Raw genomic sequence first — 20,366 nt, 5'->3', positions numbered from 1 at the left:
CATTTCATTTCTTTTACAGTAATCAGTTTGAGATGGTTACTCCAGCGTGGAATACAGCTCTCGGACGTCCCGGAGGCACCGGTACCGGCACTGGCACTACAGGTACGTAAGCAGGACGGTAGTAGACTGGTCTTTCTTCGTATACCACTACTCTTCTGGGTCTGTGGCAATCATCCCAGCGGCGGTCATCGCAGCGTCTGCGCTCCCAGCGGTCATCGTCGCAGTGTTTGTAGTGTCCCCATCCATGGCCGCGGCCACGGTCATAGCCACGATCGTAGCCTCTCTGTGCGAAGGAACTTAAAACGGTACCGCCCATTAGTAGCGTCAGCAACATTAACTTTTTCATGTGATTCTCTGGTTTTTTAATTCAAGACAGGTTGGTATTCTTATTATTTGTGTGGAATGCTGGCATATGTCGGCGCTTCCTTTTTCCGATGCAGCGCTGGCCCTGCTAATGGACAATGCTACCGGCGGTAATAATGATGATTATAGTGATGATGATATGGATGATGATAATATCTCGGATGATGGTAATGATAATGCCTTGGATATGTCCTTACGAAATGCGGCGGCAACGGAGGGCGTGGCGGACGCGGAGGTAATGGAGGCCTTGGCGGTAATGGCGGTGCCGGAAGATGTCTTGGAACCGGTGGATGTGGCGGCATTGGTGGTGGTGGAAGCTGTGCATTGCTCTCCAGGATACCAACCGTCAGTAACACAGCAGCTAAAGTTATTATCTTTTTCATGGCACTTATCTTTGGTTATGAATACAGGTTGTTGCACACCAACTTAATAATAGTTCTGATGCTTAAACTCCTCTCCGCGATTCGTCTCACTTCCCACCTATTATAAGCTGGTGGCTGCATCATTACCTGTTTAAACAAACAATTCCAACATCTGTGCCAAAAAATAAATCTTGCTATCCCGCTACAGCATTCAGCTTCATAGGATTTAAAATTTAATCTTGTTCTAATTTTCCAGCGCATAAAAAAAGCTGTCTCAAATAATGAGACAGCTTTCCCTTTATGAATGTACTTTGTTGAGTACTTGAATATCAGCAAGTTATACTAAACATTGTGCCATTATAATATATATTTTTTTACCAGCGCGGACAACGGGTTGCTTTAACTTTACCCCATGGGTTACCATTGTTGCCCAGGCGATAGGTAATTGTAAAGCCGGAGAATCCGTACCAGTCTTTATATTTATCGGAACCTCTTTTGGTGCCATCCATAGGATAAGTACCCGGTGTTACATTTTTTCCGGTTACTTCATCCCCTCTGTAGGCCATATCCACAGAAGCCTGTCCACGATAGGCCAGCAAGGTATTCTGGTCTACATAGGTTTTGCTCACATCATCCAGGTAGTCGGTCGCTGTAGGGCGGAAACCAACTTCCAGGCCTAAAGTCCATCTGTCGCTCAGCAATACTTTAAAGCCGGCACCGAAAGGAAATGACCAGGTAAAGAGGTCATAAGGTAAGCGGTTCGGATATTGTGGAAGGCCCTGTCCTTCTGTACCCAGGCGGCGTAAACGCACCCAGTTGCCTGACTTGTCTTTGGCCATCGGATCAAATCCAAAACCAGCTACACCGGCAAATACATATGGGGTCCAGCCTTTTTCATCTATATCCAGGAAGTTCAGTTCACCAATCAATGCAAATTCAATAATACGGCTGCGGAAGCTCAGGTTACGCGCCTGCAAAGCTTTGCTGGCGTTGGTACTATCGGCGCCGGTTGCGGTACCATAGGTAATGGCGCCACGCAGAGAAAAATATCGGTTAAAGTCTTTTCTTAACAGAATCCCCAGCGCGGGTCGGGTGTATCTCATGTCTACCTTCTGCTGTACGAGATCTCCGCTATAATTGCTGATTCCCAGAAAAGCGCCCACATGCCAGTCCTGCGCTAAGCTGATAAAAGGAATTGCCAGAAATAACAATAGTATTCCGGTAGATTTTCTGATTTTCAAGGTGTCTGTTTTTAAGAGGTTAGTCCGGTATAACATCGAATTCATCTATTAACGTAATTCCGCTTGTTTTATTTGGTATAAAGCAGGCCAACGTGTATGTATGCACGTTATACCGTACAAATATTAATAATTAAAATGTAAAAATAAACTAATAAAACAATTCATCCATAAAGAATTACATTAACATTTAATGTATGCCCATCCTTCCAGTTGCCTTTCTATAAGATGAGCTACTGCCGAAGGAATAATGGTAGCATATTCCGGCAGATCGGTTTCCTTTAAATGGTGACTTTTCATGGTATTGTGGCAGATCAACCAACGCACAGACCGCGCGGCAAGGGTATTCACTGGCTCCAGTAACGGGTTTTCCTGCTGTAATAATAATCCATAGGCTTTTCCATGCACGGCTACTTCCACGACTACACGTTTATCGTTGGTATGACAATAATCCAGCAGATTATTGATCTGGCCTAGCATAGCTTTTTTAGCAGATAATTCCTCTGATGTAATCTGAAAAACGACTTGCATATTGTAAATATAACAATATCAGTCAAATATGAAAGTAAATTTCAGGCCTTTCCTCTGGCCATGCGTAACTCGTACTGGGTCTGGTGAAGCTCCTGCTCCAGTTTACGATACCGCTCCGTTGCTTCGTGTATACGTTGCATTAAGCTCATCTCCTTCATCTCTGATTGCAGCAAATGAACATTCGCTACCTGTAATTCGCGCCCTATCTTTCCCACTATCAGCCAGCCCATATAAATAACCAGCACCAAAGCCACAATAACTGCTCCCAGTACTATCATCCAGGGTACTGCAGTTATCGGACCTCCGGACGAAGATACCGTGGCTGCCATGGCATTGCGGCCGGTACAACCCCAATACAGGGCCGATAGGACCATTGTTTTGATGGAGATTCGAACTAACAAGGGATTAATAATTATACACGATGATAAAATGATGAATATTTCCGTCGGGAATAATTCCACATGACGAACGACAATCTATAACAGGTTAAAATCCGTTTTTCAACGCCCGCCGTAGGACCAATTACACGCAGGGTGGCTGTTGATTAAAATTATCACATCATTCTCATTCTGATTTGTCCATTTTAGCTTTTTTTGATTTTCCCGCCATTTTTATCTCCCGAAAATCAAATTCTATCTCCCCAGATTATTATAATATATTGGTTATCAAATCGATCGTAAGAATATTAAAATTATAATTATTGAAAAAAATATTTTATTTATATTGTAAGAATGTAAGCCGTAGGACCAAAATTGAGCTTCACTAAATCCCATGAAACAACCTAAATAGGTTATTATGTCTAAATCCTCCAGTCTCAACAGAGAACAGCTGGAAAACCTGGCATTACAGGGTATGTGCTTTGCCGACGACAACGTGGGTGAACCATTCGGCATCAAAGATGTATCCGAACGCCTGGGTATTTCCTATTCGTATTTCTATCACAATTTCGTAGCCGTCATGGGCGAACCCTTCTGGCACTACGTAAAAAGACATCGCCTCGAACTGGCAGCAGGATTGCTAAGACACAGCGGCTACAACATCAGCGAAATCGCAGAAATGTGCGGTTACGCCACCATCGCCGCCCTCAGCAAAGCCTTCAAACAACACTTTTCAGTTTCCCCCATGCAATTCAAAAAAATTGCCGTTCTCCCCAACGAAAAGAGAACCCTGGACATTACTGAAACAATTACCCACGTCACCGGCAACACGCCCCTCTCCAACTTCTTCACCTACGACAGATGTGAGAAAATCGTACTGCCGGAAACAATTCTCTACTATTCCCTGATTTCACGGGGCTCAGATCCCATCGGGGCCATGGTGGCCAGAATGACCCACTTTGTAAGTATCTTTCAAAAAACACGTACCCTCTACGACCTCCAGGACAGCCGCATCATCACAGGCACCCTGGATTCCATTCCGGTCACTGACTACGAAAAACTATCCATGTATGCCGGCCTGGCCATCCCTGCAAGCGCATTAAAGGCACATACACAGCTAAACACCACCTTCCCCGGTTTCCTTTACAAACGTATCCCCGGTGGTGCTTACCTGAAACTGCCGGTACCCATGGATTTCGCCACTGCAGGATTACCGATGTATGAATTTATTACCAGGTGTTGCATGGAAGGGATATTCAAAATGAGTGGCAATCACTTCTTTATATCCCTCTCCACGACAAACTATTGTGAGATCTACATCCCACTGCTACGAAAACATTACTGATCATTTAGGAAATACTGCCCGGAAACAATTCGACGCGGTATTATTGGTCGGCGGCTTCGTAGCGGCGGCACCGTTATTGTCTTTCCTGGCAATTCCGTAAAATTCGTCCAGGAAAGATCCCGCATCCGACCAAACCGTTTGCATCATCCCCTCAAAACGAGGCTTCATCTCTTTAGTAGCACTCTTACGGAAATCATACATATCCTGCAATTGAATTAATGCATTGTCCGGCATACGCCACGGACACGTAATTACATGTATTCCCTTCATCGCAAAATATACCGGCGTTTTATCCGGGCGCTCATAATGCCAGTCACAAACCATAATATCTTTTGGTACCAGGTCCACCGCCCTGGATGTATTATTCATACTGGCCTCCCAGGCACCAAGACCGGTTTCCTTACCATCAATTAACCTGTCGCCCCAGATCCATAACTGACGCCCCTTAGCAGCAAGATGGTTGCGAAGGGTCCATACTTCACCGGCGTATAATTCCGCCTTATCACGGCCTCCACAACGCGGACATTGCGCTTCTCCTATATAAAATACCTCATCCATCCCCGCATGAAAGGCATCGGTTTCAAAGGCGTCACAGATCTCATCTACCAGGTCAAAAACTATTTTATGTACCCCCGGATGCAATGGACAATAACTCTTGCAATAAAGTCCATCAGGATTTGGCCACTTGTAATCTGCCGGCATCTTTACCCACGGTGTTTCATCAAATTCCGGGTAAACACGGAGCAGGTTACCGATATGGCCAGCCCACGACTGATGCCCCAGCAGATTGATCTGCGGAATCAGCCGGATCTGGTGCTTTTTGCAAATAGCTACCAGCTGCTTTACCTGCGCCTGCGAAAGTGCATTGTTATCTGCCAGCTCCGGATGTGACTTAAACTGGTAATTATAGTCTATACGCAATATCAGGGTATTGATATTGCGTGGCGCCAGCTCTTCGCCGATAAATTTTATGAAGGCATCCAGCCGGTCCGTAGCAGGAGCGCCAATACAAAAGCCTCTTACAGGTAAGGTATCTGTCGGGGATTTTTTAACTTGTGCCATGCCTGCCAGACAAGCAAACAAGAGCAACAGGGTCATTAACTTTTTCATTTCTAAAGGGTTTTATTCAGATAGGTACAAAATATAAAACAAGGGGAAGGATCTGTTACCGTTCGCGGAATTACATAAATCTTAATGCAAAAGAAATTGATTTTTAATAAATTTGAATAAATACTATTCTGCATGAATGAATTAAAATTACCCTTTTATGCCAAACTGGCTTTAACGTTACTATCATTTTTCCTGATCGTAACCATTGCCAGAGGTGGAAGTGAAATCATTATCCCATTATTGTTTGCCTTTCTGATTTCCATTATGCTGCTACCGGTAGCAGTATTCCTGGAACGCCTGCGCTTCCCCAGAGGCCTGGCCGCACTTATCTCCCTGTTATTGTTCATCATCATACTGGCATCTATAATAACGTTACTGACAAGACAAATGCAGTCTTTCATAACTGATCTTCCTACACTGGAATCCAAACTGATGACCACCATCGACTCTCTGCAAAAGTGGATTAATAATGAATTCCATATCAACAGCACCACGCAGATGTCGTACCTGGAAAAGCTGGCAGTAAGCACGCTGGGTACCGCTACCAGTTTTATCAGCACTACCCTGCTGTCGGTATCTTCCCTATTCATATTCATTGTCTTCGTGATGCTATATACCTTCTTCATGTTGGTATATCGCCGGCTGCTGGTAAGGTTCCTCGTTTCACTGTTTGAGGAAAAACACAAGGAAACCCTGATGGACGTCGTAAACCGTACCCGACTGATCATCAAAAGCTATGTAGGTGGCCTGATGATTGAAATGGTGGTAGTAGCCATCGTCAATTGCAGCATGTTTGCCATCCTGGGTGTAAAGTATGCGTTACTGTTAGGTATGATGGCGGCCATTTTCAACCTGATCCCCTATTTCGGGATATTTATGGCCCTGCTGCTCTGTACCGTCGTTACACTGGCTACCTCCACGCCTATATCTGCCCTGCAGGTAGCTATCGGTTTATTCCTTGTACACCTGGTAGACAGTAACATCCTCTTCCCGAGCATCGTAGGTTCTAAAGTAAAAATCAATGCACTCGTAACGATTATGGGCGTGTTGCTGGGAAATATGTTATGGGGCGTACCCGGAATGTTCCTTGCCATTCCGGTAATCGCTATGATTAAAATTATCTGTGAGAGTATTGACGCGCTTCATCCATGGGCCATTTTACTGGGTACTGATGAGAAGAAAGTGAAAGTAGTAAAAGCTGCCCCCGACCAGCCAACAGAAAAATAATTTTATTTTTTCAGGTAGATACAAATAAGACAACAGCCCCTTCTCTTAAAAGGAGAAGGGGCTGTCTGGTTTTACCAGGCAACCCCTTCTATCTATTTAACACTAACAATTATGCTTTCTTTGTAACCATTCTTCTATATGACCAATAGAAAATGATCGGGAAGATGAACAGGTTGAAGAAGGTATCTGTGATCAGACCACCGATTACCACGCGGGCCAGCGGCCTCGCGGTTTCACTTCCTATTCCCATGCTGGTAGCTGCCGGCAGCAAGCCAATTGCCGCCATCATGGCTGTCATGACCACCGGACGGATACGGGCTTCCACCCCTTCATGTATCGCCAGTGCCAGGCCCTGATCTGTAGGGTCGGATAAAGTCCGGATATTGGTCTTGAATTTAGACAGCAATATCACCCCGTTCTGCACACATATACCAAATAAGGCAATGAAGCCGATACCTGCGGAGATACTGAAGTTGGTACCTGTCATCCACAGCGAGAAGATACCACCGATGATCGCGAATGGTACGTTCCCCAATACCAGCAGCGAGTCTTTTACCTTTCCGAAAAGTATGAACAGGATCAGGAAGATCAGCAATAAGCTGATAGGCACCACCTGGCTTAACCGTTTGGTAGCACGTTCCTGGTTTTCGAAGTCGCCCGCCCATTCCAGCGTATAGCCTTTAGGCAGCGAGATCTGCGCAGCTACTTTCTGCTGTGCTTCTGCGATGGTACTTCCAAGGTCCCTGTCACGCACAGAGAACTTGATGGCGCCATAACGCATATGCTTATCCCTGTAAATCATGCTTGGTCCTACAATATGCTGGATGTCGGCAATTTCTTTCAGTGGTATTTTATTACCGCGCAGCGTAGGTACGGTGAGGTTACCGATTGCGGTTTCATCTTCACGGAAGCTTTCCGGATAACGGATACGCAGATCGAAATATTTTTCCCCTTCGTAGATGCGGGTAGCGGCTTTACCACCAATAGCCATTTCAATAACCGAGTTGGCATCTTCTGTGGTAACACCATACAGGGCCATCTTCTGCTGGTTCAGATTAATTCTCAGCTCCGGCTGACCAAGGTTCCGGAGGATACCCAGATCTTCAATACCATGTACCGTTTTGAGGATTCTTTCAATCTGTTCTTCTTTATCTTCTACTATTTTAAAATCATCTCCAAACAACTTCACTACCAGCGAGCCTTTTACACCGGACACCGCTTCTTCCACGTTATCCATGATCGGCTGGGAGAAGTTGAGCGTGATACCCGGGAAGATGCCCAACCGCTGCTGCATCTTCTCGATGAGCTGTTCCTTGCTGAGATGGCTGGCCCACTCTTTCTGCGGGTAGATGTCTACGTGGAATTCTATATTATAGAAGCCGGTAGCATCGGTACCATCATTCGGACGGCCGGTTTGCGACATCACCTGTTTTACTTCAGGGAACTGCAGGATTTTACGGCGCATTTCATTGGCCAGTTTCACAGATTCATCCAGCGAAGTACTGAGCGGACCGGTAGCGCGGATATAAATGGCGCCTTCATTGAGCTGCGGCAGGAACTCTGTTCCCAGGAAACGGAAACAATAGAGCCCGGATATCAATATCACCAATGCAGCCGGAAATACCACGTGTCTGCGTTTGAAGAAGGTATTGAATAAGCCAATGGTATTACGGTGTACAAACGACAGGAAGAAATTATTTTTCTCTTTTACGTTTTTACGCAGCAGCACACTTGCCAGTGCAGGCACCAGCGTGAACGTGAGTATCAGCGCACCTAAGAGGGCAAAGCCTAAGGTCCATGCCAGCGGAGAGAACATCTTACCTTCTACTTTCTCAAAAGTGAAGATCGGGAGCAAACCGGTAATGATGATCAGTTTTGCAAACAGGATACCTTTACCGTTTTCCATACAAGCCTTACGGATCATACCCATTTTACTGAGTTTATTGAACCGTTCCATGCCTACCTTATGGGCCCTGTGGTCGAGCATAACAAATATACCTTCCATCATCACCACGGCGCCGTCAATGATAATACCAAAGTCTATCGCCCCCATCGAGAGTAAGTTGGCGCTCATGCCTTTCATACGCAGACAGATAAACGCAAACAGCAATGCCAGCGGAATCACCACAGATACGATTACCGTCGTACGCCAGTCAGCCATGAACAGAAATACAATCACCGTTACGAAGATGATGCCCTCCAACATGTTGTGTAACACCGTATGGGTGGAGAATTCGATCAAATCTTCCCTGTTATAGAAGGTTTTGATTTTTACATCTTCCGGCAGGATCTTGGTATTCAGTTCATCGATCTTTACTTTCAGCTCTTTGATAACGTTGGCAGGATTTTCTCCCTTACGCATTACCACAATGCCTTCTACCACATCATGATCCCTGTCGCGGCCTACCTGGCCCAGACGTGGCAGCGCAGCGATGCTTACATCTGCCACATCCTTTACCAGAATGGGAGTTCCATTGATATGGTCGACGATTATATTCCTGATTTCATCTTCATTATTGAGAATACCGATACCACGCACCACATATGCCTGTGCATTTTTCACGATCACATCGCCACCTACGTTGATATTACTTTTCTGTAATGCGGCAAACATTTCCTGTGCGGTAATATCATACTGCACGGCTTTATCAGGATTGATAGTTACCTGGTAAATTTTCACTTCACCACCGAAGCTAACGATATCTGCCACGCCGGAAACAGAGAGGAGATTACGTTCTACGGTCCAGTCCTGCAGGGTTTTCAGTTCAGAGACAGGCCGTTTGCTGCTTTCCAGCGTATAACGGAAGATCTCCCCTGTAGGCCCGTATGGCGGCTCGATTTCAGGATCGGCACCTTCGGGCAGGTTAGCGGAAGTGATGTTGTTATTGATCTGCTGACGGGCGAAAGTATCGTCTACATCATCATCAAAGATAATTTTTACAACAGAGAGCCCGAACAGAGAAGAAGAGCGGATATGCGTCTTTTTCTGTGCGCGGTTCATGGCAATTTCGATAGGCCGGGTAACGAATTTCTCTACTTCTTCCGCGCTACGCCCCTGCCATTGGGTAATGATGGTTACCGAGGTATTGGTAACATCCGGGAATGCATCTACTCCTATCTTCTGAAAGCTGAGGTATCCTGCGATGGCCATGACGCCCGCCGCAAAGAATATAAAGTATTTATTGACAAGAGAGAAAGCGAGTACTTTCTTCAGAAACTTATTCATGTACAATTTTTTTGAGCGGTTGACATATTACTGCTGGTCCTGCAGTGTTTCATAGATGAATACCTGGCGGGAGGCAATCACCTTATCGCCAGGATTCAGCCCGGAAGCAATGAAGGCCCTGCCTTCAACGGTACGGCTTACCTTTACTTCCCTGATGGCTACACCAGGTTTTTTGTCGGTCAATACCAGCACAAAATATTTGTCTTTATCAAAAATGATCCCGCGGGAAGGAATGCTGACCAGGTTGGTGTCGGAATGGCGCTGGGCTTTAATTCTGACAAACATCTCCGGTTTGAGGATATAGCCAGGGTTGTTGATGACTACCCTTGCTTTCATTACCTTATTATCTGGATCGAGTACATTGTAGATCTTATCGATTTTTCCTGTAAAAACTTTGTCGGGATAAGAGAGGGTGGTCATCTCCACCTTATCACCCACATGAATACTGGCGATATCGGATTCGAATACGTTGATCATGGCCCATACATCGTTGAGGTCGGCCACTACGAAGATAGGATCGTTGTTATCCTGGCGCCACTGCATGTTTTCTGCTCCTTTCTTGCTGATAATAAAGCCTGGCACCGGTGCTTTCACGGCATAGCTGCTCTGATGGGCGCCGCCGTTGATATCTGCGATGGCTTTGGATTTATTATAGGAAGCTACTGCCTTGTTATATTCGCTTTTTGCTTCTTCGTATTCTTTCTGGGAGTTCAGGCCGCTTTTATAGAAGGACTCTGCTACGTCCATATTGCGTTTAGCCGTTTGCATATCGCTCTGGCTGATGGTCTGATCGGCGGTGAAACCTGCCATTTCAGGGCTCTTGATGATGGCCAGCGTCTGACCGGCTTTTACATAGTCGCCCGCCTGTACACGTACATCTTTCACGATACCGCTCACCATGGGGAAGATCCGTGCCATCTTATCTTCGTTGGCACTGATCTTCCCAGTCAGTGAGATTTGATTTTCCACCGATTCTGTGGCGGCCGTATCGATTACCAGGGTGTGGATCATGGAATCGTTTAGCGCCCAGACAGGCTGCTGTTCCGGTGCAGGCTTGCTTCCGCAGCTGCTTAAAAAACCAGAAATAGCTATAATAGAAACAGTTGCAGGTAAAAAGTTTTTAAAAGAATATTGCATGGTCTGTTGGGAAGTTTAAGGATGGAAAATGAGCGAACCGGTGGTGAAATTGAGCTTTTCGAGGGCACTGAGCCGGTCGTACTTCAGCTCATTCATTTTCAGGACGTTATTACGATATGCATCATAGAGATCTATAAACTCCAGCAAACCGATGTTATGTAGTTTGTAGTTCTTCTCTATCTCCGCCATCATGGCTGTATAGTCGTTTTCGAAGCCAGGATCAAATTCCTGCAGCAGCTTTTCTGTTGCCAGTGCTTCTTTCATGCTGTTCATGACTTCATGTTCCAGCTGGTCCTGCTGTCCGTCGAGTTGCAGTTTGCTGCTTTCGAGGGTCGCTTTGGCCACTTTGATATTTCCCTGGTTACGATTGAAGAAAGGCAGCGGCATGCTGATGTTCAGCCCATTGTAGTTTCTTTCGAAGTTGCCTTGCTTATCATAGGAAAAGCCCAGTTGCATGTCTGGCACTGCCATAGATTTCTGTAAGCGCAGGTTCAGGTTATTATAGTTGACATTTTCCTGGGCGATTTTGAGATCGTACCTGTTATGCATGGCGGTATCCAGCAGTGCGCCGTAGCTGAAGCCGGATGCTGCCGGCAGATGGTCGGTAGCAGGCAGTTCAGGAATGATAACAGCGGTAGCCGGAATACGAATAAGCAGGGCGAGGTCGGACTGGGTTTGCTGTACATCCTGCCTTAATTGCAGCTCATCATGTTGCAGGTCATATAATAATGACTTGAGGCGGATGATTTCCTTAGGCGCAATATTGCCCATGGCTTTTTGCGCTTCGAATACTTTTACTACCTGCTGTAAAAAGGAAATCTGGCTGCCGTAGGTAGCCAGCGACTTTTGTTTATAATACAAGTCGTAGAAGTTGTCACAGAGACTGAACCGCAGTGTACGGAGCAGGTCAAAAAACTGGTATTCGCTCATTTTTACACCGCTTTGCGCCAGCTTCACTGCCTTGTTTCTTTGTCCGGCCAGTTTAAAAAGCTGTGTTACCTGTAGGGTGTTTTCTCCTTCATAGCCGAAATCAAACCATTTTTGTTCAGTATGGCTGTACAGTACATTTTCAAAGGTAACCTGTGGATTGTCGTATAGCCTTGCCGTGATCACCCCTGCTTTGGCAGAGTCGATATTATAGCGTTGGGCCAGGAGAGGGATATTTTTCTGAAGCAGCATCTTTTCTGCATCAGATAGGGAAAGCCGGAGCGTGTCTGCTGTCTGGGCCTTTATTCTGCTACAGCAAAAGACGCCTAGCAACATTAGGAAAGCATGTAAAGCTAGTCTATTCGTCATGGATCTTTATTTACAACAACAAAGATGGCGACAGGCTATTAGCTACAAGTTAGAATGAAGTTAAAACAAAATTAGAATTCATAAACGGTGAACAATGAAATATACATCTTTGTATACTCCAACAACAGGTATACAAAAACATAAATGCAGTACCAGTAAGGCTTCCAGACTACAATAGCAGCTCATACTTCCTAACAAACCCGGTGAGCATCTCCCCGGTAACATTAAAATAATATGGGAACGGCTTTAATTCGGTGCTTCCGGATTAGAAACGGGTTAATAACAGATTAGCCGTTCTGGTTAGTGGTAAAGAAGATATGGAAGGTGGTTCCTTCCCCTACTACGCTGCTGACGGTAACGGTAGCCTGGTGTAGTTGCAATATCTTCTGGGTCATGGCCAGGCCGATACCATAGCCACCGAAACTCAGTGCATTACCGGCCCGGTATAATGGCAGGAAGATTTTCTCCATTTCTTCCCGGGCGATGCCTATACCCGTATCGCTGACAGACAGCACCAGGTTGGTATCGGTTACCTGGAGGCGTGCGTCTACCGGTGCATTGTGGGAAAACTTGAAGGCATTCCTGATAATATTATTAATAGCCAGCGTCAGTAGCTGCCGGTTGCCGGGAATAGCCATGGCCGCAGGATCTTCCGGCAGGCCTTTGAGGTTTACCTTTAACTCCAGTGGTGGCTGCTGTTGTTGCCAGAAAGACTGCATCTCCCATAGCAGTTCATCCAGGCGGATGGTTTCCGCCTGTGCCGGGTTGAGTACGGCATCTACCCTTGTCAGCTGCAGGAGGCCGTCGGTAATAATTTTCAGTTTTTCAGATTCGTCCAGGAGGGTAACCAGTGTTTCCTGGTATTCGGCCGCTGTGCGCTCTTTTTGCATGGTCACCTCTATTTCCCCGATGATGGTGGTCAGCGGTGTACGGAGTTCGTGACTGGCATTGGAAACAAAGGAGCGTTGCATTTCAAAGGCGCTTTCAATGCGTTCCAGCAGTTCGTTGAAATTGAGTGCCAGGTCATCGATCTCATCTTTGTTTTTGCCGCGTTTCACCCGGAGGTGCAGGTTGCTGGCCCTGATTTTCTTCACCTGGCGGTTGATCCGCTGTATAGGCTGTAATGCCCTGCTGGCGTACCACTGGCTCATCAGGTAGATAACCAGCAAAGCCAGTACGCCCATGCATACGAGGCTCCAGAGCAGGTACTGCAAGGTCTGTTCGCCCTGGGCATTCCGGGCCGTCACGATTACCACGAAATTACCCTGGTTATCGGGGTAATACATACCCAGGCCGTATTTGTCGCGGAAGCTGAAGCGATAGATTTCATTGCGTCTGACAGCATTCAGTAAGGATACCGGCCAATTATACTTGACCGTTTCGATGAAAACAGGTTTATCGTTTTCATCATATATATTACTGGCTTCGTCGGGGATACTTTGCCGGTAACTCTTCTCAATTTCTAAGAATTTCTTTTTGGTCAGCTCATCTTTTTCCAGGTAAACCTGGGCCGTTACAAGGGCGCGTACCTGCAATAATTTATAGAAGTTGTTGCGCACATAGCGGGCAGACAACAGGTAAATCATCACAAATACTACCGTTAAAATGATACCGGATATCAGGGTAAACTGCAGGGAAAGCCGATGGCGGATCTTCATATTAACTCTTTAATTTCATCACATAACCCATCCCTACAACCGTATGGATCAGTTTATCACCAGTAAATCCTTTCTCAATTTTATTACGGAGATAGTTCACGTAAACGTCTATGGTATTGGTACCGGTATCAAATTCCAGGCCCCATACTGATTCTGCGATGAGGGCGCGGGAGAGTACTTTTCCGGTATTTTTCAGAAAGAGTTCCAGCAAGGCATACTCTTTGGCGGTCAGGATGATCTCTTTTCCTTCTCTGTGGGCTGTTTTGGTGTTGGTATCCAGCTTGAGGTCGGCCAGTTCCAGCGACATAGACTCAGGTTTAAAGAGACTTTTCCTTCTGCTGAGCGCATTGATGCGGGCCAGCAATTCTGAAAAATGGAATGGTTTGGCGAGATAATCATCAGCGCCTGAGTTCAGTCCATCCACGATATCGTGGGTAGCATTGAGGGCGGTCAACATTAAAATGGGGGTTTGTACGGCGGCTCCACGGAGGTTTTTGCAGATGCTGATACCATTGATACCAGGGAGCATGACGTCCAGGATGATCAGGTCGTAGTCTTCCTGCAAGGCAACCATTTGTCCGTTGTTGCCATCCATGATGACGTCTACCTGGTGCTGATGTTCTTCCAGTCCACGTTTAATGAAGGCGCCGACTTTAGTTTCATCTTCTATTACCAATATCTTCATATAAAATTTATTGTCCTACAGTTATACGAAATTAGGTAATGTTGCAGAGATGGTTATTAAAGCGGAATTAAATTTCTTAGCTTTACACGTCATCCAAAAACAGGTAACCATACCATGCACTTACCCAAGATCCCTGCCGGCGAGCTATTGCTACGGCCTGTTAAAGAGAAAGATACTGCAGCATTATTCAGGTTGTTTTCCAACGATCAGGTAACCCGGTATATGGATATCGGTTCCTTTACCAATATAAGTGAAGCTACCCAGATCATTTCTTTTTTTCAGGAACAGCAGCAGAAGGAAGAAGGTTTCAGGATGGCCATTACGGTTGTCGGGCATGATGAACTGATAGGCACCTGCGGGTTTCACAACTGGAAGAAAATCCATTACAAGGCTGAAATAGGTTACGATCTGTTGCCGGAATTATGGGGCAAGGGAATTATGACCACTGCTGTAGCGGCTTTGATAAAATTCGGGTTTTCAGATATGGACCTCAACAGAATAGAAGCCTTTGTGGACCCGGTGAATAGTCCCAGTGAGCGGTTACTGGAGCGATTGGGTTTCAGCAGGGAAGGATTAATACGCGATGCATTTTTTGAAAAGGGCAGCTTTGTAGATGCCAATATATTTAGCTTATTGAGAGCAGATCATGCCAGAGAGCAGATCTGGTAATTAATTACTTATACAGTTTATGAGATTAACTTACAGACACGCAAAGATCGACGACCTGCACAGAATTGTGGAGATTTACAACACTGTTATTCCCGGCAGAATGGTAACCGCAGATACAGATCCTGTAACAGTAGAGAGCAGGCATGCCTGGTACTATGCACATGACGACCATCGCCGTCCGTTATGGATGATCGATGATGCGGAAGGAAACAATATCGGCTGGATGAGTTTTCAGTCATTCTATGGCCGCCCGGCCTATAACGGCACTGTTGAGTTAAGTATTTACCTGGATGAATCCGCGCGTGGCAAAGGTTATGGTAAGGAAATATTACGTTATGCCATTGCCGTTAGTCCGGACTACCAGGTTGATACATTATTGGGGTTTATCTTTGCGCATAACGTTCCAAGTCTGAAGTTATTTGAAAACATCGGCTTTAAGGAATGGGCGCACCTGCCAGACATTGCCGTGCTGGATGGAGAGCGCCGGAGTCTTAAAATTCTTGGTTATAAGATCTAAAAATCTGTTGTTATGTGGTGGATATATGCACTGTTATCAGCTTTCTTTGCGGCGCTGACGGCCATTTTTGCCAAAATCGGCGTGGCCGACATCTCATCCAATCTGGCTACGGCCATACGTACTATTGTTATACTGGTGGTAGCCTGGGGGATTGTACTGGCGCGGGGAGAGTATAAGGGAACGGGGAGTATATCCAGGCATAGCCTGATTTTTCTGTTATTATCCGGGGTAGCTACCGGTTTATCCTGGATCTTTTATTTCCGGGCTATTCAGATCGGAAAGGTATCACAGGTAGCCCCGGTAGATAAACTGAGTGTAGCGTTGACAATAATTCTTTCTGCCGTGTTCCTGCATGAGAGCATTACCTGGAAAACCGCTATTGGTGCAGGATTGATTATTACAGGAACGCTGGTACTGATATTGAAATAACAGCTTTACAGGAGATAAAAAAGGATGCCGGGCTGGCATCCTTTTTTGTTATTTTTAGTGATTCCAGTCGAGTTTACCGACCTCAAACTCCATTACCTTTTTGCCGCTGTTATAAAATTCAGCTTCTACCAGTACGCGTTTAGCCGGTGCCAGCGGATATGCTGCGGGAAAACATATCAATAATATTTTATACGAATCTTTTCAAGACAGATGATCTGATCGGGAGAAAAATAATTTTAAAAAAGCAGATGGCTGTTATGCTCTACAAGGGAACCCAATATGGGCGTAACTTTTGTTGCCGCGTCAGACCCGAGGAAAGATACTCACCGTATCACTAATAGAATATTACTATCACCTGGTACAAAATGAACAGAAAGGATTTTGGTCTGATAAGGGTTCTTTAGTATTTTGCTAAGAAATATAGCAAACCAACCATATCATGTACAAGGTAGAAACCATCGCCAATTATTTTATTGAGAAGGGGATCGCAGTAGAAGATCCACTGGACCAGCTCAGGTTACAGAAACTTCTCTATTATGCCTATGGCTGGGGACTTGTAATGTCAGACAGAGAGAAATTGTTTGATGCCCCAATTCAAACCTGGCAATGTGGCCCGATTATTTTTAAGTTATTCCATATGCTAAAACGATATGGAATGGCTGAACTGGATGAGCCTATTTACAGGTTCGAAAATTCTTCTTTCAACTGGCTGTTAATTAATTTTACGCCTCGACGATTAAATCCCAGAAAAGAACGCGACAAGCGCATCATGGGATTTTTAGACTCTATTTGGCAGGCGTATTCAGGAATGGAGCCCAGTAAGCTGGCTAAAACCCTGGTTGACAAAGGCACTCCCTGGGATAAACTACGAAAAAAATATGGCCGGGTGCCTAATGGGACGCTCATCGATGATCAGATGCTAATAGACTATTTTCTCCCATTAAAAGAAAAGCAGCAACATCAACAGTAATAAAAATACGCAGCCATGAATAACGTTAACCCAGATAATTTGTCTGCTACGGTGGATGAAACTTTCATTAATACAGAGGCTCCATTCGATTATGTTGTTGAAATGCAAAAACTCGATATTGCCATCAAAAAATCATTTTTGCAACATAGGGAATTATTAGGGGAAAGAGTATTTCGCTTAGTGTGTATATGGCTAATAGCCATATTGATAATACTAATTTTTAAAGGGTTACATATTATTCCATTGACTGGTTTAGTCTTTGATATTTCAGATGCTACCACAATTACGCTGATAAGCACAACTACTATTAACGTAATCGCATTCTTAACGATTATCGTTAAAGATCATTTCCCCAACCATAAATCGGTGAATATAACATTGCCGGAGTCTTCGGATAACAAAGCACCTGTGCAGGAGTAATATGATATAGTAAGATGATTAAGCGGGATCAGGCGTTATCGGGAATAATTTTATATACGCAGCGTCTGGCGCCGTTAATGATGTGTTCCATGCGGGAAACGGACACGTCAGTGCCTACTATGCTGACGAAAGTATTCATTTCTGAGGTACAGATGTTGTCGCACTCAGTAGCGGCACAGCATATAGGACAGTGATTTTCAATGAAATAATATACCCCATCTTCTTTTTTCCATTCAGCAAGGTACCCTTCTCCGCTACGGATATTGGCAAATGCGTCGAGGCGGTTTTCGAGGCCTGATACGCCGTCGAGGGCGGTATGATATTTTTCTTTCTGTTTGATTTCCCTGGCAGCGACTACATTATCCAATGCCTCTTTACCGAGCACTGTTTTGATGGTTTGTATGAGCTGGAGGGAGAGTTCGGTATGTGTATCCGGGAAGCGGGTATTGCCGAGGGCAGTCAGGCTCCACATTAAGGTAGGGCGGCCCGGGCCTTTTGAAATACTTTCGGAGGCAACCAGTCCTTCTTCCTGGAGCTTAACAAGGTGGAGCCTGGCTCCTTCATTGGTAATACCCAGCTCAGCCGCCAGCAATGAAGCTGGCTGCGGACCTTTGGTCTTGAGCATTGTCAATAACCTGTCGGCGGCGTTGCTGATTCGTGTTGGATATTTTTCCAAGTTTTTGCTTGTTTTATTCTCAAATGTCCTACTTTTGTATCAGTAAAACAAAACTTTTTTGGTAGTAAATGGCCTGCAAGGGGCAGAAACACCATAAAGACTAGTACTTTAACCGGAAAGGTTGTAATTTTGCGAACCTTACGGATTTAGGCCAAATCACCGCCGCTGATGCTTAGAGAAACCAGACAGCAGTCGTAATAAAAATAATTTCCAGCGCGCGGGGTTGAGAATGTACAATATTTGGCCGGGCAACCGGCTTCAGTTATTTAAAACAGTTCTGATTATGATAACCGTTTCAGAAAAGGCAGGAGTATATATTAAGGCACTGATGGAAAGTGAACATCATGCGCCGGGAACCTTTGTTCGTGTAGGCGTAAAAGGTGGCGGATGTTCCGGACTGGAATATGTGCTGAAATTCGAAACAACAGAAGAAGAAGGCGACCAGGTATTTGAAGATAAGGGTGTTAAAGTTGTAGTTCAGATGAAAAGCTTACTGTACTTATATGGTACTGAGCTGGACTATTCAGATGGTCTGAATGGAAAAGGGCTGTACTTCAATAACCCGAATGCTACGAGAACCTGCAGCTGCGGCGAGAGCTTTGCTGTATAGGCTATTTTGAAAGGAATACAACAGCAGCATCCGAACAACACAAAATCACAAAATTGTATGATGAATAGTAACGAAATAATAGATGATATAGCCAATAAGGAGTATGAGTTTGGCTTTACCACCGATATTGAAATGGATATAGCACCTCCTGGGCTGAATGAAGATATCATCCGTTTTATTTCGGCAAAAAAGAATGAACCAGAATGGCTGCTCGAATGGCGTCTGAAGGGTTTCCAGGCTTTCAAAAAGCTGAAATTCCCTACCTGGCAGCATTTCGAAATGCCTGAACTGGATTTACAGTCCCTCTCCTATTATGCTGCTCCAAAGAAAAAGAAACAGCTGAACAGCCTGGACGAAGTAGATCCTGAATTACTGGCAACATTCGACAAACTGGGTATTTCCATCAATGAACAGAAGGCCCTCACCGGTGTAGCCGTTGACTTTGTATTCGACAGTGTATCTGTTGTTACTACCTTCAAAGAAAAACTGAAAGAACTGGGTGTGATTTTCTGCTCTTTCGGTGAAGCTGTTCAGGAATATCCTGACTTAGTTAAAAAATACCTGGGTACGGTTGTACCTCACTCCGATAATATCTTTGCTGCACTGAACAGTGCCGTATTCTCCGACGGATCTTTCGTGTACATTCCTAAAGGCGTTCGCTGCCCGATGGAACTGAGCACCTACTTCCGTATCAATGCACAGAACACCGGTCAGTTCGAACGTACCCTCATCGTTGCCGACGACAATTCTTACGTTAGCTACCTCGAAGGCTGTACAGCTCCTATGCGCGACGAAAACCAGCTGCACGCAGCCGTGGTGGAAATCATAGCAATGGAAAATGCAGAGGTGAAATATTCTACCGTTCAGAACTGGTACCCTGGCGATAAAGATGGTAAAGGCGGTATCTATAACTTCGTAACCAAACGTGGTATCTGTAAAGGCGCCAACAGTAAAATCTCCTGGACTCAGGTAGAAACCGGTTCTGCCATCACCTGGAAATACCCTAGTGTTATTCTTCAGGGCGATTATTCCGAAGGTGAATTCTATTCTGTAGCCGTGGTTCGTAACAAACAGATCGCGGATACCGGTACTAAAATCCACCACATCGGTAAAGGCACCAAAAGCCGTATCATCTCCAAAGGTATTTCTGCCGGACATGGCGATAACAGCTACCGTGGCCTCGTTTCCGTAGGTCCACGCGCAGAGAACGCCCGTAACTTTACCCAGTGCGACTCCCTGCTGATCGGTAACCAGTGTGGTTCCCACACCTTCCCGTACATCGAATCCAGAAACAAATCTGCGATGATCGAGCACGAAGCTACAACGTCAAAAATCGGTGAAGACCAGATCTTCTACCTGAATGCACGTGGTATCGATACCGAAAAAGCAGTAGCACTGATCGTAAATGGTTACGTGAAGGAAGTACTGAATCAGCTGCCTATGGAATTTGCCGTAGAAGCACAGAAACTTTTATCTATTACACTTGAAGGAAGCGTTGGATAGTTGGAAGTTGGTTATTG

The 20,366-nt window shown here is 45.3% G+C and carries 22 protein-coding genes; 10 read left to right on the top strand and 12 right to left on the bottom strand.

The features are described from left to right. Positions 1–22: 22 nt before the first annotated feature. Positions 23–346, bottom strand: a complete 324-nt coding sequence (locus F3J22_RS14205) for a hypothetical protein (RefSeq protein WP_167018225.1) — start codon at positions 344–346, stop codon at positions 23–25. Here F3J22_RS14205 and F3J22_RS14200 point away from each other — a divergent pair, their 5' ends adjacent. Further along, positions 347–793: a hypothetical protein gene (locus F3J22_RS14200; protein ID WP_167018224.1), complete on the top strand. Its 447-nt coding sequence runs from the start codon at positions 347–349 to the stop codon at positions 791–793. Between the two features lie 306 nt (positions 794–1,099). Here the strand turns inward: F3J22_RS14200 and F3J22_RS14195 are convergent, their stop codons facing one another. The 3 genes from F3J22_RS14195 to F3J22_RS14185 form a co-directional block, all read right to left on the bottom strand. Then, positions 1,100–1,966 carry a DUF6089 family protein gene (locus tag F3J22_RS14195; protein ID WP_167018222.1) on the bottom strand — a complete coding sequence of 289 codons (867 nt, stop codon included), beginning with the start codon at positions 1,964–1,966 and terminating at the stop codon, positions 1,100–1,102. A 180-nt stretch (positions 1,967–2,146) separates the two neighbouring features. Further along, complete coding sequence (locus tag F3J22_RS14190) at positions 2,147–2,494, bottom strand: DsrE family protein (protein ID WP_167018220.1); 348 nt, start codon at positions 2,492–2,494, stop codon at positions 2,147–2,149. 41 nt (positions 2,495–2,535) lie between these two features. Then, positions 2,536–2,895 carry a hypothetical protein gene (locus tag F3J22_RS14185; RefSeq protein ID WP_167018218.1) on the bottom strand — a complete coding sequence of 120 codons (360 nt, stop codon included), beginning with the start codon at positions 2,893–2,895 and terminating at the stop codon, positions 2,536–2,538. 394 nt (positions 2,896–3,289) lie between these two features. Here F3J22_RS14185 and F3J22_RS14180 point away from each other — a divergent pair, with 394 nt between their 5' ends. Next, positions 3,290–4,216, top strand: coding sequence for an AraC family transcriptional regulator (locus F3J22_RS14180; protein ID WP_167018216.1), 927 nt, complete (start codon positions 3,290–3,292; stop codon positions 4,214–4,216). Here F3J22_RS14180 and F3J22_RS14175 read toward each other — a convergent pair whose 3' ends face one another. Then, the gene (locus F3J22_RS14175; RefSeq protein WP_167018214.1) at positions 4,217–5,326 is read right to left on the bottom strand and encodes a family 20 glycosylhydrolase; all 1,110 of its coding nucleotides are present in this window, start codon (positions 5,324–5,326) and stop codon (positions 4,217–4,219) included. It abuts the gene before it with no gap. Positions 5,327–5,458: 132 nt separating this feature from the next. Here F3J22_RS14175 and F3J22_RS14170 point away from each other — a divergent pair, with 132 nt between their 5' ends. After that, a complete protein-coding gene (locus F3J22_RS14170) occupies positions 5,459–6,553 on the top strand; it encodes an AI-2E family transporter (RefSeq protein WP_167018212.1) in 1,095 nt (364 codons plus the stop codon). Between the two features lie 109 nt (positions 6,554–6,662). On the opposite strand, the gene F3J22_RS14165 is transcribed toward F3J22_RS14170, so the two are convergent. The 5 genes from F3J22_RS14165 to F3J22_RS14145 form a co-directional block, all read right to left on the bottom strand. Then, positions 6,663–9,779, bottom strand: a complete 3,117-nt coding sequence (locus F3J22_RS14165) for an efflux RND transporter permease subunit (protein WP_167018210.1) — start codon at positions 9,777–9,779, stop codon at positions 6,663–6,665. A 27-nt stretch (positions 9,780–9,806) separates the two neighbouring features. Continuing rightward, positions 9,807–10,916, bottom strand: a complete 1,110-nt coding sequence (locus F3J22_RS14160) for an efflux RND transporter periplasmic adaptor subunit (protein ID WP_167018208.1) — start codon at positions 10,914–10,916, stop codon at positions 9,807–9,809. A 15-nt stretch (positions 10,917–10,931) separates the two neighbouring features. Continuing rightward, a complete protein-coding gene (locus tag F3J22_RS14155; protein ID WP_167018206.1) occupies positions 10,932–12,212 on the bottom strand; it encodes a TolC family protein in 1,281 nt (426 codons plus the stop codon). A 287-nt stretch (positions 12,213–12,499) separates the two neighbouring features. After that, positions 12,500–13,870: a HAMP domain-containing sensor histidine kinase gene (locus F3J22_RS14150; protein ID WP_167018204.1), complete on the bottom strand. Its 1,371-nt coding sequence runs from the start codon at positions 13,868–13,870 to the stop codon at positions 12,500–12,502. A gap of 1 nt (position 13,871) precedes the next feature. Next, positions 13,872–14,555: a response regulator transcription factor gene (locus F3J22_RS14145; protein ID WP_167018202.1), complete on the bottom strand. Its 684-nt coding sequence runs from the start codon at positions 14,553–14,555 to the stop codon at positions 13,872–13,874. Positions 14,556–14,669: 114 nt separating this feature from the next. Here F3J22_RS14145 and F3J22_RS14140 point away from each other — a divergent pair, with 114 nt between their 5' ends. Genes F3J22_RS14140 through F3J22_RS14130 form a run of 3 tightly spaced genes read left to right on the top strand, consistent with a single transcriptional unit; the run spans position 14,670 to position 16,170 of the window. Then, the gene (locus tag F3J22_RS14140) at positions 14,670–15,224 is read left to right on the top strand and encodes a GNAT family N-acetyltransferase (protein WP_167018200.1); all 555 of its coding nucleotides are present in this window, start codon (positions 14,670–14,672) and stop codon (positions 15,222–15,224) included. 19 nt (positions 15,225–15,243) lie between these two features. Further along, complete coding sequence (locus tag F3J22_RS14135; protein ID WP_167018198.1) at positions 15,244–15,741, top strand: GNAT family N-acetyltransferase; 498 nt, start codon at positions 15,244–15,246, stop codon at positions 15,739–15,741. A 12-nt stretch (positions 15,742–15,753) separates the two neighbouring features. After that, positions 15,754–16,170, top strand: a complete 417-nt coding sequence (locus F3J22_RS14130) for an EamA family transporter (protein ID WP_167018196.1) — start codon at positions 15,754–15,756, stop codon at positions 16,168–16,170. A gap of 54 nt (positions 16,171–16,224) precedes the next feature. Here the strand turns inward: F3J22_RS14130 and F3J22_RS30680 are convergent, their stop codons facing one another. Continuing rightward, positions 16,225–16,350: a hypothetical protein gene (locus F3J22_RS30680; RefSeq protein WP_255492061.1), complete on the bottom strand. Its 126-nt coding sequence runs from the start codon at positions 16,348–16,350 to the stop codon at positions 16,225–16,227. A gap of 259 nt (positions 16,351–16,609) precedes the next feature. Between F3J22_RS30680 and F3J22_RS14125 the strand changes: the two genes are divergently transcribed. Beyond that, positions 16,610–17,140: a Panacea domain-containing protein gene (locus tag F3J22_RS14125; RefSeq protein ID WP_167018194.1), complete on the top strand. Its 531-nt coding sequence runs from the start codon at positions 16,610–16,612 to the stop codon at positions 17,138–17,140. 15 nt (positions 17,141–17,155) lie between these two features. Further along, positions 17,156–17,560 carry a hypothetical protein gene (locus F3J22_RS14120; RefSeq protein WP_167018191.1) on the top strand — a complete coding sequence of 135 codons (405 nt, stop codon included), beginning with the start codon at positions 17,156–17,158 and terminating at the stop codon, positions 17,558–17,560. A gap of 28 nt (positions 17,561–17,588) precedes the next feature. On the opposite strand, the gene F3J22_RS14115 is transcribed toward F3J22_RS14120, so the two are convergent. Next, positions 17,589–18,236 (bottom strand): metalloregulator ArsR/SmtB family transcription factor, encoded by a 648-nt coding sequence (locus F3J22_RS14115; RefSeq protein ID WP_240155055.1) that lies wholly within the window; start codon positions 18,234–18,236, stop codon positions 17,589–17,591. Between the two features lie 283 nt (positions 18,237–18,519). Here F3J22_RS14115 and F3J22_RS14110 point away from each other — a divergent pair, with 283 nt between their 5' ends. Together F3J22_RS14110 and sufB are read left to right on the top strand one after the other, a co-directional pair. After that, positions 18,520–18,846 carry an iron-sulfur cluster assembly accessory protein gene (locus tag F3J22_RS14110; protein ID WP_167018189.1) on the top strand — a complete coding sequence of 109 codons (327 nt, stop codon included), beginning with the start codon at positions 18,520–18,522 and terminating at the stop codon, positions 18,844–18,846. A 57-nt stretch (positions 18,847–18,903) separates the two neighbouring features. Further along, positions 18,904–20,349: a Fe-S cluster assembly protein SufB gene (gene sufB, locus F3J22_RS14105; RefSeq protein ID WP_167018187.1), complete on the top strand. Its 1,446-nt coding sequence runs from the start codon at positions 18,904–18,906 to the stop codon at positions 20,347–20,349. Positions 20,350–20,366 lie beyond the last annotated feature (17 nt).

The organism is Chitinophaga sp. Cy-1792 (assembly GCF_011752935.1).
Classification (GTDB): domain Bacteria; phylum Bacteroidota; class Bacteroidia; order Chitinophagales; family Chitinophagaceae; genus Chitinophaga.
The sequence above is the reverse complement of the archived record's forward strand: the minus strand, read 5'-3'. Positions and strand labels throughout refer to the sequence as shown.

What these genes read in the sequence shown, in the direction of transcription:
- F3J22_RS14205 (WP_167018225.1), bottom strand. Translation starts at nt 346, where the DNA reads ATGAAAAAGTTAATGTTGCTGACGCTACTAATGGGCGGTACCGTTTTA.
- F3J22_RS14130 (WP_167018196.1), top strand. Translation starts at nt 15,754, where the DNA reads ATGTGGTGGATATATGCACTGTTATCAGCTTTCTTTGCGGCGCTGACG.
- F3J22_RS14175 (WP_167018214.1), bottom strand. Translation starts at nt 5,326, where the DNA reads ATGAAAAAGTTAATGACCCTGTTGCTCTTGTTTGCTTGTCTGGCAGGC.
- F3J22_RS14110 (WP_167018189.1), top strand. Translation starts at nt 18,520, where the DNA reads ATGATAACCGTTTCAGAAAAGGCAGGAGTATATATTAAGGCACTGATG.
- F3J22_RS14160 (WP_167018208.1), bottom strand. Translation starts at nt 10,916, where the DNA reads ATGCAATATTCTTTTAAAAACTTTTTACCTGCAACTGTTTCTATTATA.
- F3J22_RS14140 (WP_167018200.1), top strand. Translation starts at nt 14,670, where the DNA reads ATGCACTTACCCAAGATCCCTGCCGGCGAGCTATTGCTACGGCCTGTT.
- F3J22_RS14170 (WP_167018212.1), top strand. Translation starts at nt 5,459, where the DNA reads ATGAATGAATTAAAATTACCCTTTTATGCCAAACTGGCTTTAACGTTA.
- F3J22_RS14125 (WP_167018194.1), top strand. Translation starts at nt 16,610, where the DNA reads ATGTACAAGGTAGAAACCATCGCCAATTATTTTATTGAGAAGGGGATC.
- F3J22_RS14190 (WP_167018220.1), bottom strand. Translation starts at nt 2,494, where the DNA reads ATGCAAGTCGTTTTTCAGATTACATCAGAGGAATTATCTGCTAAAAAA.
- F3J22_RS14155 (WP_167018206.1), bottom strand. Translation starts at nt 12,212, where the DNA reads ATGACGAATAGACTAGCTTTACATGCTTTCCTAATGTTGCTAGGCGTC.
- F3J22_RS14180 (WP_167018216.1), top strand. Translation starts at nt 3,290, where the DNA reads ATGTCTAAATCCTCCAGTCTCAACAGAGAACAGCTGGAAAACCTGGCA.
- F3J22_RS14135 (WP_167018198.1), top strand. Translation starts at nt 15,244, where the DNA reads ATGAGATTAACTTACAGACACGCAAAGATCGACGACCTGCACAGAATT.
- F3J22_RS14165 (WP_167018210.1), bottom strand. Translation starts at nt 9,779, where the DNA reads ATGAATAAGTTTCTGAAGAAAGTACTCGCTTTCTCTCTTGTCAATAAA.
- F3J22_RS14150 (WP_167018204.1), bottom strand. Translation starts at nt 13,870, where the DNA reads ATGAAGATCCGCCATCGGCTTTCCCTGCAGTTTACCCTGATATCCGGT.
- sufB (WP_167018187.1), top strand. Translation starts at nt 18,904, where the DNA reads ATGATGAATAGTAACGAAATAATAGATGATATAGCCAATAAGGAGTAT.
- F3J22_RS14120 (WP_167018191.1), top strand. Translation starts at nt 17,156, where the DNA reads ATGAATAACGTTAACCCAGATAATTTGTCTGCTACGGTGGATGAAACT.
- F3J22_RS14145 (WP_167018202.1), bottom strand. Translation starts at nt 14,555, where the DNA reads ATGAAGATATTGGTAATAGAAGATGAAACTAAAGTCGGCGCCTTCATT.